Raw genomic sequence first — 14,479 nt, 5'->3', positions numbered from 1 at the left:
AGCCGTCGGCGGGGGCTACTTTGCCGGCGACAACTCCCCATCTCGCCCTCACCTTTCGGCGAGGATCATGCTCAGCCCTTGGCGACCGGCACCGCGACGAAGCGCGACGAGTCTCCGGACTTCACGCGAACCAGAACGCTGTTCTTGTTCTCGCTGCGCGCGGTGTTGATCGCCTCGCGGACTTCAGCCGGGTTCGAAACCAGCTTGCCGGCGACTTCGAGAATGACGTCGCCTTCCTTGAAGCCGCGCTCAGCCGACGGGCTGTTCGGATCGACGTCGGTCACGACCACGCCTTCCTTGCCCGCGCCGGCCACGCTGTTCGCGGGAGCCAGCGTCAAACCGAGGTTCGGCACGGTGACGTTGCCACGGCCCGACTTGCCGCTGTCCTTCTGATCGGTATCGGCACTTGCAGCCCTGGCGTTCGGCAATTCGCCGAGCGTCATGCTGAGGATCTTGTCCTGGCCCTTGTGAACCACGACCAGCTTGACCGTCTGACCCGGCGCCATGCTGCCGATGGTGCGGGCGAGTTCGCGCGCATCCTTCACGGGCTGGTCGTTGACCCGGGTGATCACGTCACCGGATTCGACGCCCGCCTTCGCGGCCGGACCATTGGCCTGCGGCTCCGCGACCAGCGCACCTTCCGGCTTCTTCAGGCCGAGGCTGTCGGCGATCTCAGGCGTCACCTGCTGGATCTGCACACCGATCCAGCCGCGGCTGACCGTGCCCTTGTCCTTGAGCTGCTGCACAACACTCTTCACGGTCGAAGCCGGGATCGCGAAGGCAATGCCGACGCTGCCGCCCGACGGCGAATAAATCGCGGTGTTCACGCCGACAACATCGCCTTCGGTGTTGAAGGTCGGACCACCCGAGTTGCCCTTGTTCACGGGCGCGTCGATCTGGATGAAATCGTCATACGGACCGTTGCCGATGTCACGGCCGCGGGCTGAAACGATGCCGGCGGTCACGGTGCCGCCGAGGCCGAACGGATTGCCGACCGCAAGCACCCAGTCGCCGATCCGCGGCTGACCGTCAGACAATTTAGCGAACGGCATGTTGCTGACGCCATCGACCTTGATCAGCGCGAGATCGGTGCGCGGATCGGTGCCGATCACCTTAGCGGTGTGAACCTTGCCGTCGTCTGTGGTGACTTCGACCTTGTCGGCGCCATCGACCACATGATTGTTGGTCACGGCGAAACCGTCAGCCGAGATGAAGAAGCCCGAGCCCTGCCCGGTCATCTGACCACCGCCACGACCACCGCGGCCGCCACGGCCACCGGGGAATCCATCCGGACCGCCGAAGCGGCGGAAGAAGCGCTCCATCGGCGAGTTCGGCGGGAACGGATTGTCTTCCGGGCTTGCGTTTTCACCAGTGGTTGTCTTCTCCGCGATCTTGACGCGCACCGAAACCACCGAGGGCTTCACGCGCTCGACGATGTCGGCAAAGCCGATCGGCTGCTGAACCTGACGGACTTCCTTATTGACCTGCGCATGCGCGGTCGTGGTCAGCAGGTCGAAGTTATTCGACGGGCTGAGACCATAAGCGGCGACGCCGAGGCCCGCGACGACCGAAGCCATCAGCGCGAACTTGCGCGCGGAGAAAATGGAACGGCGGGGAGCGACATAGGATGGAAGTTTGGAAAGATCGGTGGGGCGGTCGGTCATGAACAATCTCCAGAAGGGCGCGAAAACGGGGTGCGAATCTCGCGGTGCATGTGTGCACCTGTGCTCTGGAAGATGGGGGGCGCAGCCTTACCGCGCTCTGACGGGGGAATTAATGTTTTGTAATGAAAACAGGGCCTCAGCGGCCCTTGATGCCTGCGCCGGATCGAGATCGGAACCGCGCGCGAAAAGCCCGCTAAACGGACGTTTTCGGCGGTTCCTCGCCCGCGATGAGCTTCTCCAGCCGGGCCTCTTCTTCCGGCGTGAGCCGAAATAGCGCCCCCTCCTCGGCTGCGGCAGCCCTGTTGCGGCGGCGGTTACCGAACCAGAGCGCGAGCCCGCCCCCGGCGAGGACCAGCGGCGGAATCAGCCACAGCAACAGCGTACGGCTTTCAACACGCGGCTTGAGCAGCACGAACTCGCCGTAGCGCGCGACGAGGAAGTCCATCACCTGCTGATCGGTGCTGCCGGCCGCGATGCGCTCGCGCACCAGGAGACGCAGATCGCGCGCCAGCGGCGCGTCGGAATCATCGATGGACTGATTCTGGCAGACCATGCAGCGCAGTTCGCGTGACAGATTGCGCGCCCGCGCCTCCTGCGCCGGATCGGCCATGATCTCGTCAGGCTGCACGGCTAAGGCGACGGAGGGCAGGAGAACGGCACAAACAATCAACAGAATCGCTACACTGGAAGCCAATGCGCGCGAAACACGGAGGATGCGCCCCCTCTCCCCCACGGGGAGAGGGTTGGGGTGAGGGGCGCTGGATGTCAGAGTTGAAATCCGATCCCCCTCACCCGGCGCTGCGCGCCGACCTCTCCCCATTGGGGAGAGGTGAAGAAACATCCGCAGACGTTCGCTCCATGCGCGATGTCGTCCCGCCAAATGCGCGGACGATATCGCAAATATCTTTGCGTTTGCGCGCAACATCCCTACTCCGCAGCCTGCAACGCGCCGGAAGTCTTGGTGGCCTTTGCCGGCTTCGGCGCACCAACGCGGAGCCGCCGGTCGGTCAGCGACAGGAATCCGCCGAACGCCATCAGCACCGGCCCGAACCAGATCAGCAGCACCAGCGGCTTGTGATAGATGCGCACCGCGATCGAGCCATCGGCGTGGCTGTCGCCGAGCGAGACATAAATCTGGCTCACACCGCGCGTGAGCAGCGCGGCTTCCGTGGTTGACATGCCGCGCGTCGAGAAATTGCGCTTCGACGGCGACAGGATGCCGATGGTCTTTCCGTCCTGCATGACCGTGAAGTGCGAAATTGCCTCGCGGTAATTCGGCCCCTGCTGCTGCGTCACATCATCGAGCCGCACCTGATAACCGCCGACAGTGACGACATCCTTCGGCTGCATCGAGGCGATGCTCTCGCTGTTCCACGTCGTCTCGCAGACGATTCCGATCAGCGCGATCCCAAGCCCGGCATGCGCAAAGGCCGAGCCCCAGGTCGAGCGCGGCAATCCTCGTGCGCGGCCGAGCGATGTGGCGAACGGCGCGCGGAACAGTTGCGTGCGCTCGACAATGTCAGTGAGCGAGCCGAGCACCACGAACGCCGCGACACCGATCATCAATGGCGCAAACGCGCCGCCGCCTTTGGTCCAGGCCCACAGCACCGCCATGGTAACCAGCGCGACAATGCCCGCTGCGGTCAGGCGCTGCGCCGCGCCGACGATGTCGCCGCGCTTCCACGCCAGCAGCGGCCCGAACGGCACCGCGAGCAGGAGCGGCAGGAACAGCGGCGCAAATGTCAGATTGAAGAACGGCGCACCGACCGAAATCTTGTCGCCGGTGAGAACCTCAAGCGCCAGCGGATACAGCGTGCCGACGAACACCGTCGCGCAGGCTGTTGTGAGCAGCAGGTTGTTCAGCACCAGTGCACCCTCGCGCGAGATCGGCGCAAACAACCCGCCCTGCTTCAATGCCGACGCCCGCCACGCATAGAGACTAAGGCTGCCGCCGATGAACAGGCACAGGATCATCAGGATGAACACGCCGCGCGCGGGATCGCTGGCGAAGGTATGCACCGAAGTCAGCACGCCGGAGCGCACCAGGAAGGTGCCGAGCAGCGAGAGCGAGAATGTCAGGATCGCCAGAAGAATGGTCCAGACCTTCAGCGCGTCGCGCTTTTCCATCACTACCGCGGAATGAAGCAGCGCAGTGCCCGCGAGCCACGGCATCAGCGAGGCGTTCTCCACCGGGTCCCAGAACCACCAGCCGCCCCAGCCGAGTTCGTAATAGGCCCAGTACGACCCCATCGCGATGCCGAGCGTGAGAAAAATCCATGCCATCAGCGTCCATGGCCGCACCCACCGTGCCCATGCAGCATCGATGCGGCCTTCGATCAGCGCGGCCACCGCAAAGGAAAACGAAATCGAGAACCCGACGTAGCCGAGGTAGAGCATCGGCGGATGGATCGCGAGGCCGATGTCCTGCAGGATCGGATTGAGGTCACGGCCCTCGATCGGCGGATTGGCGATCCGCGCAAACGGATTCGAGGTCGCGAGAATGAACAGATAGAACGCCGCACCGATCCACGCCTGCGCCGCCAGGACGAGCGCACGCAACGTGCGCGGCAGGTTATTGCCGAATGCCGCCACCATCGCGCCGAACAGCGCCAGGATCAGCACCCACAACAGCATCGAGCCTTCGTGATTCCCCCATACTCCGGTGATCTTGTAGATCATCGGCTTAAGCGAATGGGAATTCTCATAGACGTTTGCGACCGAGAAATCCGACGTGACGTGCAGCCATGTCAGTGCCGCGAACGACAGCGCGGCGAATGCGAACTGCGTCAGCGCCGTGGAGCGCGCGACATTCATCAGCGCAGGATCACGCAGACGCGCGCCGATCACCGGCACCACCGACTGGATCAGCGCCAGAACCAGCGCCAGCACCAGCGCGTAATGTCCCGCCTCGGCGATCACTTCGCGTTCCCCTGCACGTTCTGTGCGGACGGCTTCTTGTCGTAGTCGTCCTTCCAGTGGCCGGTCTTTTTCAGTTCGTCCGCGACGGCCTTGGGCATGTAGGTCTCATCGTGCTTGGCGAGCACGGTGTCGGCCTTGAACACGCCCTGCGCGTCGAGCGCGCCTTCGGAAATGATGCCCTGCCCCTCGCGGAAGAGATCTGGAAGAATCCCCTGATAAGTCACCGGCAGGGTTGCATTTCCATCGGTCACATCAAACTTCACTTTAAGCTGCTCGCCGCGCACCAGCGATCCCTCGCGCACCATGCCGCCGAGGCGGAAGCGCTGGCCGGGCTGAATGTGCTTTTCGGCAGCCATGGTCGGCGTGGAGAAGAACAGGATAGAGTCGCGCAGCGCGTTCAGAACAAGTGCGGCCGCAATCGCCAGCACCGCCAGCGCACACCCGATCAATGTCAATCGCCGCTGCTTGCGCGTCATCGTATCATTTCCGTTTGTATCTGAATGCTTGCCGTCCTCGCGCTCTGCTCCCTCTCCCCAATGGGGAGAGGGTTGGGGTGAGGGGCGCTAGATGCTCGAAGTGAAATCCGATCCCCCTCACCCGGATTGCTTCGCAATCCGACCTCTCCCCGTCGGGGAGAGGTGAAAAGAGCTCCGTCATTGCGAGGAGCACTCGCGACGAAGCAATCCATTCTTTCTGTTCCAAAAGATGGATTGCTTCGCTTCGCTGGCAATGACGTGGCTGATGCAACTCGCATTTACCCGTCCAATCCAAGGCTCTTGAGGCCGTCATTCAGAAGCTGCAGCCGCGCGGCATCGTTGCCAACCGCGCCCCGCGCATCGATCAGCGCTGCCTGCGCCTTGTCGCGTTCGCCGAGGAGCATATAGGCCCGCACCAGCCGCAACCAACCCTCGACATCGTTGCCGTTGTCCTTCAGCCGCGTCGCGAGACGATCCACCATGCCGCGGATCATCGCGTTGCGGTCGCCCTCGGTCATGTCCTTGGCGGCGGCGATGGTGTCGTCGGACAGCTTGGGCGCGACAACGCCGACGCGCACCAGCGCGCCCTGCACCAGCGGACGCCACGGCGCATCGGCCGGCGCCGACGCCAGCATTGTGCGCCAGATGTTGACGGCATCGTCCTTGCGGCCATCCTGCTCGGCAGCGAGGCCGGTGAAGTAGCGCGCCTTCACCTCATTCGGATCGAGCGCGATGGCGCGGTCGAATTCAGCCTTGGCTTCCGCAGTCACAACGCCGCCGCTTGCGGCGGCCATTGCTTCGCCGAGATCGGCGCGGCGCGATGCGCTCTCGCCGTTGTAGGTGATGGAGTTGCGCCAGGCCCTCACCGCGTCGTCATAACGGCCGATCCGTGCCAGCACCGGCGCGAGCACGTCCCAGCCGCGACCGTCGGTCGGATTTTTCTCGAGATGGGTTTCGACCTGCGCCACCAGCTTGTCCATCGACGCGGTCGCGACAGCCGCGCGGCTGCGTTCCGCGAGCGGAAAGTCGCCGAGCGATGGCGAGCCGAATTTCGCGTAAAGTCCCGCGGCGAACAGCGGCAGGCCGATGAGCGCGATCACCGCGACCGCCCGGCGGAGCGAAAGGCTCGACGTCGATGGAGCAACCGCTGCGGCGTCCGACGCCGCGAGCAGACGGCGGCTGATCTCGACGCGCGCCGCTTCCGCCTCTTTTTCTCCGATCATCCCGGCGGCGGCATCGCGCTGAACCTCGGCGAGCTGATCCTTGTAGACCACCGCTTCGCTGCCCTCGCGCGCCGAGGTGTTGCCGCGCCCGAGCGGCCACAGCACGGCAAATACCGCTGCGGCAGTCATCAGCGCGAACACAAACCAGAGCGTCATTTCAAAGGGTTCCCGGCAAAGTAGAACCGTTACAAGCGGCTATTCCGAGCCGGGTTACACCATGGCTGGCCGATGGGCGCAATTGACATTTCCGTCACGGATTCAATGGGATTCGAGGCCGTCTTGCGGCCTTTTGAGAATCGCTCAGGTGGAGGCAATAGCGCGCGGAGGCTTTTGGCCCCTTGCGCAAGATCAACCGGCGCGTGGCTGCTTGGCAGGTTTTGCGGGCTCGGCCGCCTTGCGCTCCACCGGCCGCGCCATCTCGGCCGCCTTGCTCATCAGCGAGGCGTAATCCGGTCCGAACATCACCTCGCAGAACCGGATCGCCGCCTTCATCTGCATCAGGCGAAAAGCGCGGACCCTCTGGTCGTGGGTGCGCAGCGATTCCACCAGCGTCTCGGTGGCCTTCTCGACATAGTGCTGCAATTCGGTATGCGCGCGCAGCGACACTTCGTTGATCGCAAGCTCGCTGGCGTAGTTGCGGCACACGGCGACGAAATCGATCAGCGCCGCTGTCTCCTCGACGTCCACCGGATCGATCCGGTTCGCCGTGGTGACGTCCTTGTCCGGTCCCTGCCGCAGCAGCCGGCGCACGCGGCCCGGCACGCTGTCGATTTCCGATTGCAGCGAATTGGAAATTTCTGAGCGGATCGCCGCGAGCTGCTTGCCCCATGCGGAGTCCGAGCGAATGTCGAGTTCGGTGCGCAGACCGCGAACGCCATCATGCAGCGTCTTGAGATGGTTGGATGTGTCCTGAAACTGGCCGCGCTTGATGTCGTTGCGCAGCTCGGCGGCGACGCGCGACAGATCGTGGATCGCCATCGTCACGGTGACGCCGAACGGCGTACCGGCCACGCGGATTTCATCGTCGGATGCGGCGACCGCGATGCCGAGGCGGACGATCTGCCAGGGAGATGCGAGCCGCTGCATCACCAGCGAGATCGCGAACGGCAGCACCTGTGGGGTTTGCAGCGATGGAACGTTGAGAGCAGCCATGGTCGAGGTGATGTGGGAATCCGCGAACACCCGGATATGTCCGGTCAACTTGTTGTCGAGCTTTTCCAGTGCATCGTTGGCGCTGAGCACGGCGCCGATCGGCACGATATCCTCGACCACACTCGGCGCGCCGAGGCGTCCGAGTGTGCGCTGTCGCTCGCCGCTGGACAGCGCGCCGGTGACATTGGCGATCGCGTCTGAAGCTGCAGCCTGCACGGCACGGACAGCGGCATTGATTTCGGGTGTGGCAGTCGCCTGCGCCAGCGCCGCCTCGAACGCGCGAACCGCATCGGGAGCGCCCTCGCGGCCGAGCCAGATCCAGATCGGGCCCAGCGACGAGCGCCTGATCTGGCCGGGCCTGACATGGGGAATGTTTTCGACCAGAAACGGCTCGAGCGGACGGAACACCAGCCGCATCGGGTCGCTGGTGCGCGGGGTCATGTCCTCGCTCGGCGCGCGCACGATCATGCGCAGTTGTTCGAGCACGAAGCCCGCCACCGCAACGTCCTCGCCGCGCTCGATCGCACGCTCGAACTCACGCATCAGCAGCGCCTGCGCCTTCGGCGGCAGCTGCCCGAGATACTCTCTCAATCGCTCGATCGACGATTGGCTCATGCGCCCAAACGCTCACCTTCGGTGACACCGGCGGGTGTCCACCGGGTGTCATAGCCGGGGCGTCGTTAATTTGGCGTTGAGGAGACTGGCCGGAGCGTGCGGCTCAGCCCTGCCTGCGCTGGCGAAACGCAGCGACCTTGTTCCGGTTGCCGCACAGCGCCATGCTGCACCACCGGCGCCGGTGGGACTTGGTGCGGTCGTAGAACCACATCACGCAGGTCCTGTCCTCGCACTTGCGGATCAGGTTGAAGTCGCCGGTGGCGAGCAGTTCGGCGGCTGCTTCCGCGACAGGCCCGAGCACCTGATCGGGCGTCTTCAGCGTCCGCCGGCGCGTCAGCCGCAAGCCCGGCTCGTCGCAGACAAGTTCCGAATGACCGGGCGACTTTGCGAGAAGGTCGTTAAGCGGCGACGGATCGATCGCACCGCCGCCTTTACGATCCACCACCAGCGCGCGCACCGTCTCGCGCAGGCGGCGCGCGGACGTCAGCAGACCCGGCATGGCGGGCGGAAGTTCGCCTTCGCCGTACCACCCCGTCCGCACCAGCCAGTCCCGCACATCGGCATCCGAGGCCCACGAATCCACGGCTTTCCCGTCGATCTGCGCCAGGGTGTTCAGCATGTCGAGCACCGGATGATCCGCCGCCACATGGGGCAGGACAGGCTCGGACGGATCGAAAATCTGTTGGGTCATCATTGTCTCTCGCAGCCATGAACGTAACCATCAAAATAGCATTTGACAAGTTACAACCCAGTTTGTAACCAGCAAAGACATTTTTAGCGGTTTCAACCCCGGAGTGCCTGCGATGTCCCCCTTATCCGTACCCGCCACCTCAATCCGGACCATCGACGCCGACGGCGTCAAAGTCTTCTATCGGGAGGCCGGGCAGCCGGACGCGCCCGTCATTCTCCTGCTTCACGGCTTCCCGACCTCCTCCCATATGTTCCGGACGCTGATTCCCCAACTCGCCAGCAAGTATCGTGTCATCGCGCCCGACCTGCCCGGCTTCGGCTTCACCAGCGTCCCCTCAGAACGCAACTATCGCTACAGCTTCGATTCGCTTGCAAAGACGGCGCTTGCCTTCGTCGACGCACTCGGTCTGAAGCGTTACGCCATCTATGTTTTCGATTACGGCGCGCCGGTCGGCTTCCGGCTGGCTCTCGCCCATCCAGAGCGTGTCTCAGCCATCGTCTCGCAGAACGGCAATGCCTACGAGGAAGGCCTGAGCGATGCGTGGAATCCAATCCAGCGTTACTGGCAAGACCCGACACCCGAAAATCGCGATGTGCTGCGCGGCTTTCTCACGCTGGACGGAACGCGCATGCAATACGTCACCGGTGTCAGTAATCCGGAGACGATTGCGCCGGAGTCCTACATGCTTGATCAGGCGCTGCTGGAGCGGCCGGGTAACGACACCATCCAGCTCGACCTGTTTCTCGATTACGCCTCGAACGTGAAACTGTATCCGGCGTTTCAGGATTACTTCCGGTCGGCGAAGCCTCCGATGCTCGCCATCTGGGGCAAGAACGATCCGTTCTTCATTCCGCCGGGCGCCGAAGCCTATCGCCGCGACAATCCCAATGCCGTCGTCGAGCTTCTCGATACCGGCCACTTCGCGCTGGAAACCCATGCGCCGGAGATTGCCTCATCGATTGATCGACTGATGGCACGCGCGGCCGCATGAGTTCATGAATCAAAAAGCCGCCCGGCTCGTCGGATGACGAACCGGGCGGCGATGAAGCGGACTCGTTACGTGATCGGCAGTGCTGTCAGCCCACTGCCGTCCAGGTGCCGTCCGGATTGCGGCAGGCTGTGCCACGCTCGGCGGTCGGCTGACCGTTGATATAGACGGTGTGGGTAAAGGCTCGGCAGCGAGTCCCGCGCTTGGTATAGGCCGGACCCGGCACGATGTTGCCGTAGCGGCCGGTGTCAGGATTACGCCAGTCCACAGGCGCGCCGGGTGCGCCCCGGTCGAGCGCGATCATCTCCGCCTCGTAGGCATATTGCCGATCCTGATCGTCCATCGATGCACCGATCCGGTTGCCGATGAGACCGCCGATTGCCGCGCCAGCCATTGCGGCACCAACACGCTCGCCCGTTCCGCCCCCGATAGCCGAGCCGATCAGCGCGCCACTCACCGCGCCGAGCACGGTTCCGGAATTTTCCTTCGGTCCGCTGTCGGCGGCACAGCCGCCGAGCGTCAGCGCGGCCGCGAACAGAATGGCTGCTTTCGGATGATGCATATTGTCGTCCCCAAATTCGCTGCGGACACAAATCGTCCGGCGGGCGCTTTGAACGGACGAATGGGGCGAGAGAGCGGCGGGTTTCAGATTCCAGGCAGCACCAGTTCCGCCCGCAGGCCGCCGATCGGCGCCGCGCTGAGCGTGAGGCTGCCACCGTAAAGCGCGGCCAGATCGGTGACGATGGACAGGCCGAGGCCGGAACCCGGCTTGGTCTCATCCAGCCGCTTGCCGCGGCGCGCCACCTGCGTCCGCTCCGCCGGTGACAATCCAGGACCGTCGTCATCGACGATGATGCGCAGCGTCGGATCGAGTGCGCCGCCGGGAGTCAGTTCCAGCAGCACCTCAATGAAGACCTTCTGCGCCGCCCACTTGCAGGCGTTGTCGACGAGATTGCCGACCATCTCCTCGAGATCCTGCTTCTCGCCGCGGAATTTCGCACCGGCATTGACTTCGGCATCGATGAGAATGTCACGGTCACGATGAATCTTTTCCATCGTCCGCGTCAACGCTTCGATCACCGGCGCAACCTCAGTCACGGTGCCGATGGTGGTGACACGGGCGGCGATGCGCGCGCGCTCCAGATGATGCGCGACCTGATCGCGCATGATGTCGGCCTGCTCCAGAACCTTGATCGCCAGCGGATCGTCCCGGTTGGCGCCCGCTTCATTGACGATCACCGACAGCGGCGTCTTGATCGCATGGGCAAGATTGCCGACATGGGTGCGCGAGCGCTCGACAATGGCGCGGTTGGCGTCGAGCAGCGCGTTGGTTTCGCGCGCGAGCGGCGCGATCTCCTCGGGAAACTCTCCCTCCAGCCGGTCGGCCTGACCCGAGCGAATGGCCGCCAGCGAATTGGAAATGCGCTTGAGCGGCGCGAGGCCGTAGCGCACCTGAAAGATCGTGGTCAGCAACAGTCCGACAGTGAGCGCCGCGAACGTCACCGCCAGATAAGTATTGAACGCCCAGGTCTCTTCCTCGATCTCGGTGGCGTCGCCCGCCACCGTCGCGAGGAATTTTCCCTCGGTGCCGAGATCGACCGGCCGCTCCACCATGCGCAGATGCTGGTTTTCCGGTCCGATGACATAGCCGAGCCGCACGCCGGACTGATCCAGTTCGATACCTTTGTCTTCGAGCTTGGGCAGCGACGCATCCCACAGCGAACGTGACGCGCGCACTTCCGGTTTGTCGCCGTCGGTTCGCGCCATGCGCCAGTACCAGCCTGACAACGGCAGTTCGAACAGCGGCTCGCCCAGCGACTGCACGGATCGTTCGGACTTGTCGCTCTTGTCGTTCGGATCGTCAGGCTGCGCGGCTTCGGCGATCAGGGTGCGGAGATAGAAATTGAGCCGGCGGTCGAACGCGCGCTCGGTCGAACGCTTGTAGACCGTGGACAGCACGATGCCGGTGATGACAAGGATCAGTACCACCCAGGCCGTTGCCGACAGGAACAGTCGTGTTGCGAGGGATTTCGCGCGCATCGCGTAATGACCTAACCACTGAATGCTAGAAACATCATACGCGGCATGAAATCACGCGATAAATCCAAACTCTCCGATGCTAACGTAGAACTGCAAACCAAAGAATTCCAAGCGCAATCCAAACCGCCATCCCCGTAAACATTGATATTATTTCGGGCGGCTTTTGGCCGAAGAGCTTGAACAATCGGCGCCCTGTTCCTGCAAAAAATACCTCCAATATCGTGCTGAATAGCGCATCGATCATGCCGCACGCCTCTACTTCAGCCCTTGCACGGCGCTAATGCGCATTGGCCGCGGGCGGCGGCGCCAGCAGATAGCCAAGGCCTCGCACGGTCTGAATAATATCGACGTCGAGCTTCTTGCGGATGCGGCCGACGAACACTTCGATCGTATTCGAGTCGCGATCGAAGTCCTGATCGTAGAGATGCTCGACCAGTTCGGTGCGCGACACCACGCGGCCGGAATGATGCATCAGATACGCCAGCAGGCGATACTCATGCGACGTCATCTTGATCGGATTTCCGTTGACGCTGACGCGGTTGGTGCGCGTATCCAGCATCACCGGCCCGCAGGTCAGTTCGGACTGGGCATGGCCCGCGCTCCGGCGCAGCAGCGCGCGGATGCGTGCGAGGACCTCTTCGAGATGAAACGGCTTGGCGACATAGTCGTCCGCGCCGGCATCGAAGCCCTGCACCTTGTCGCTCCAGCGGTCGCGTGCGGTGAGGATCAGCACCGGCATGGTGCGCTTGTTGCGCCGCCAGGCCTCCAGCACCGAAATGCCGTCCATTTTGGGGAGTCCGATGTCGAGCACCACGGCGTCGTAGGGCTCGCTGTCGCCGAGGAAGTGTCCCTCCTCGCCATCGAATGCGCGGTCAACGACATAGCCTGCGTCCGACAAGGCCGTCGTGAGCTGGCGGTTGAGATCGGGATCGTCTTCAACAACAAGAAGGCGCAACGTCGTCTCCAGTGACAGGCTTGCAATAACCTAACATGAACGCCGCGGCGGTGAATGCTCCATGAACGGAAGCCGGGCCGGAGATTACTTTTTCTCCATACTCATTTCTTCTTCGCGACCGCCTTGACCAGCTTGTCAAACGCGCCGGGGGTCTCCTGACCGGTCGCGAGACAGAGTTTTTCCCGGGTCCGGCCGCTGACGTAAACGCCTAACACGCCGAATCGGAACCCCCAATAGCTGACCAGAAGGCCGGTCGCGCCGATCAGGGCGTTGATCGCCGTCATATCGCCGGTCCAGAATTCGTGGACAAGGACGACCCAGAGTGCGGCGCACTCCAGTGTTAACTCCAGCGCGTAAAGGGGGCGCCAAAGCCGCTGGAATAAATCCTGACTGGTGAGTTCCGCCCGGATTGTCGCCTGTGTCTCGGCGACCGAACCGCGGGCGGCTTCTGCTTCGGCGCGGACAGCTTCGGCCCACGTATTTTCGGCCTGCGCGATCCGCTCCGCACCGCAGGTCGGCAGCGCCTTGCCGACGGCCTCGGGCGTTGCGTCCGACGCACCGACGGCTTCCGCCAGGATGCGTCCCGCCGCGCCGCCGAGCGGCCCGCCAAGCGCTGTTCCGAGAATCGGCGCGCCAAGCCCGATCACCTGTTTGGCGATGTCAGCCCAATCCATTGGATGTCCTTTCCGAGAGTCCCGTGACCGCCGCCTCTTGCTGCCGGCGGTGACGCCAGCGCCAGATCAGAAACACCGCGACTGACGCCGCGAGCGCGGCCGCAATAACGAGTGCTGCCACCTCAAAGCGTGACGTAACCGCTGCGGCCGCGGTGCCTGCCGCGATCACCGCGCCGGCTGACGCGGGACCGGCAGGGTTCTTCACCGGCACAACGGCTTTCCCTGGTGAGGTGTCAGAAGACGTCATCGTGACCAAGGCACGTCCCTCCGCCATGGCGGTTGCGGCCGCGCGCACCCCATTGACGCGCGTTGTCCAGCCGCGCCCGAACACGGGAAAGATTTTCAGCCCTTGCAAAAACGCCAGCCGTTCCGTGCAAATCGCGGCAACAAGATCACTCGCATTGCATCTGGCAGCCGCAGCGATGACCTCATTCGTGATCGTGCTTGCGGTGTCCGGCATCTCGAGCACGCGGCGCAGGACCTTGCCGGCACGGCCGATGCCGGAGTTCACTCCGTAGTCGAACACCGCATAGTCGACGCCGGCGGGAAGCTCGTCGCAGCGCATCGCATTCCAGTAGCGCTCGCGATAGATCTTCCGCGCAACACTCTGCGGCATCGTCCGCACGTCATCGGCCGTGGCGTTGCCCTTCCAGTAACGCCGCGCGTCGGCAAGCGTGATGCCGAAATTGGTCGGCCCGCCGGGATCGGAAGGATGATCGGTATAACCGCCCTCGTCTTTCAGAAGACGCGTGAGCGATGCGTCGTATGACGACAGCATGACTCAGATCCTCGTCTTCAGGACATTCGCCCATGCAATGATTTTCGGCACACACAAACCGGTAAGCACGCCGAAGGCGTACAGGACCGCGAGCCCGGCAATGGTCAGGAAGGTCATGGATGTTCTCCGTTTTCAGAGGCAGATGAACCAGACGAAGACGCAGGAAAGCGTCAGCAGAATTCCGATGGCAGGCCAGCGCATGGGCTTGGCTCCATGGGTTCGCGGCTCGCGAAGGCCAGCTGGTCAGATCGATATTTTCTGGGGTTATTGCCGGAGTGGCCGGGGCGCGGCGGCCACAACGTGA

Annotated in this window: 13 protein-coding genes; 1 reads left to right on the top strand and 12 read right to left on the bottom strand. The window is 63.5% G+C overall.

Annotated features, from left to right (window positions below; translation table 11 throughout):
* Positions 1-71 precede the first annotated feature (71 nt).
* From AC1Q67_RS17765 to AC1Q67_RS17735, 7 genes are all read right to left on the bottom strand, one after another.
* Positions 72-1,664, bottom strand: a complete 1,593-nt coding sequence (locus AC1Q67_RS17765; protein WP_492237003.1) for a Do family serine endopeptidase — start codon at positions 1,662-1,664, stop codon at positions 72-74.
* A gap of 193 nt (positions 1,665-1,857) precedes the next feature.
* Positions 1,858-2,358 (bottom strand): cytochrome c-type biogenesis protein, encoded by a 501-nt coding sequence (locus tag AC1Q67_RS17760; RefSeq protein ID WP_492237005.1) that lies wholly within the window; start codon positions 2,356-2,358, stop codon positions 1,858-1,860.
* Between the two features lie 233 nt (positions 2,359-2,591).
* The gene (locus AC1Q67_RS17755; RefSeq protein WP_492237007.1) at positions 2,592-4,583 is read right to left on the bottom strand and encodes a heme lyase CcmF/NrfE family subunit; all 1,992 of its coding nucleotides are present in this window, start codon (positions 4,581-4,583) and stop codon (positions 2,592-2,594) included.
* Positions 4,580-5,059, bottom strand: a complete 480-nt coding sequence (gene ccmE, locus AC1Q67_RS17750) for a cytochrome c maturation protein CcmE (protein ID WP_492237009.1) — start codon at positions 5,057-5,059, stop codon at positions 4,580-4,582. The genes AC1Q67_RS17755 and ccmE overlap by 4 nt, the downstream gene beginning before the upstream one ends.
* A 278-nt stretch (positions 5,060-5,337) precedes the next feature.
* A complete protein-coding gene (gene ccmI / locus AC1Q67_RS17745) occupies positions 5,338-6,438 on the bottom strand; it encodes a c-type cytochrome biogenesis protein CcmI (RefSeq protein WP_492237011.1) in 1,101 nt (366 codons plus the stop codon).
* A gap of 192 nt (positions 6,439-6,630) precedes the next feature.
* Positions 6,631-8,049 (bottom strand): hypothetical protein, encoded by a 1,419-nt coding sequence (locus AC1Q67_RS17740; protein WP_492237012.1) that lies wholly within the window; start codon positions 8,047-8,049, stop codon positions 6,631-6,633.
* 103 nt (positions 8,050-8,152) lie between these two features.
* Positions 8,153-8,740 carry a CGNR zinc finger domain-containing protein gene (locus AC1Q67_RS17735; protein WP_492237014.1) on the bottom strand — a complete coding sequence of 196 codons (588 nt, stop codon included), beginning with the start codon at positions 8,738-8,740 and terminating at the stop codon, positions 8,153-8,155.
* Between the two features lie 112 nt (positions 8,741-8,852).
* On the opposite strand from AC1Q67_RS17735, the gene AC1Q67_RS17730 reads away from it, so the two are divergent.
* The gene (locus AC1Q67_RS17730; protein ID WP_029659619.1) at positions 8,853-9,731 is read left to right on the top strand and encodes an alpha/beta fold hydrolase; all 879 of its coding nucleotides are present in this window, start codon (positions 8,853-8,855) and stop codon (positions 9,729-9,731) included.
* 85 nt (positions 9,732-9,816) lie between these two features.
* Here AC1Q67_RS17730 and AC1Q67_RS17725 read toward each other — a convergent pair whose 3' ends face one another.
* From AC1Q67_RS17725 to AC1Q67_RS17705, 5 genes are all read right to left on the bottom strand, one after another.
* Complete coding sequence (locus tag AC1Q67_RS17725) at positions 9,817-10,290, bottom strand: RT0821/Lpp0805 family surface protein (RefSeq protein ID WP_492237015.1); 474 nt, start codon at positions 10,288-10,290, stop codon at positions 9,817-9,819.
* Positions 10,291-10,373: 83 nt separating this feature from the next.
* Positions 10,374-11,768, bottom strand: a complete 1,395-nt coding sequence (locus tag AC1Q67_RS17720; protein ID WP_492237016.1) for a sensor histidine kinase — start codon at positions 11,766-11,768, stop codon at positions 10,374-10,376.
* Positions 11,769-12,045: 277 nt separating this feature from the next.
* Positions 12,046-12,723, bottom strand: coding sequence for a response regulator transcription factor (locus AC1Q67_RS17715; RefSeq protein WP_492237017.1), 678 nt, complete (start codon positions 12,721-12,723; stop codon positions 12,046-12,048).
* A gap of 101 nt (positions 12,724-12,824) precedes the next feature.
* On the bottom strand, positions 12,825-13,397 hold the full coding sequence (locus AC1Q67_RS17710; RefSeq protein ID WP_492237018.1) for a 3TM-type holin: 573 nt from the start codon (positions 13,395-13,397) through the stop codon (positions 12,825-12,827).
* Positions 13,384-14,175: a glycoside hydrolase family 108 protein gene (locus tag AC1Q67_RS17705; protein ID WP_492237019.1), complete on the bottom strand. Its 792-nt coding sequence runs from the start codon at positions 14,173-14,175 to the stop codon at positions 13,384-13,386. The genes AC1Q67_RS17710 and AC1Q67_RS17705 overlap by 14 nt, the downstream gene beginning before the upstream one ends.
* Positions 14,176-14,479 lie beyond the last annotated feature (304 nt).

It is taken from the genome of Afipia sp. GW823-FHT06G09 (assembly GCF_058794875.1).
This window is presented reverse-complemented; position numbering and strand designations above follow the sequence as displayed.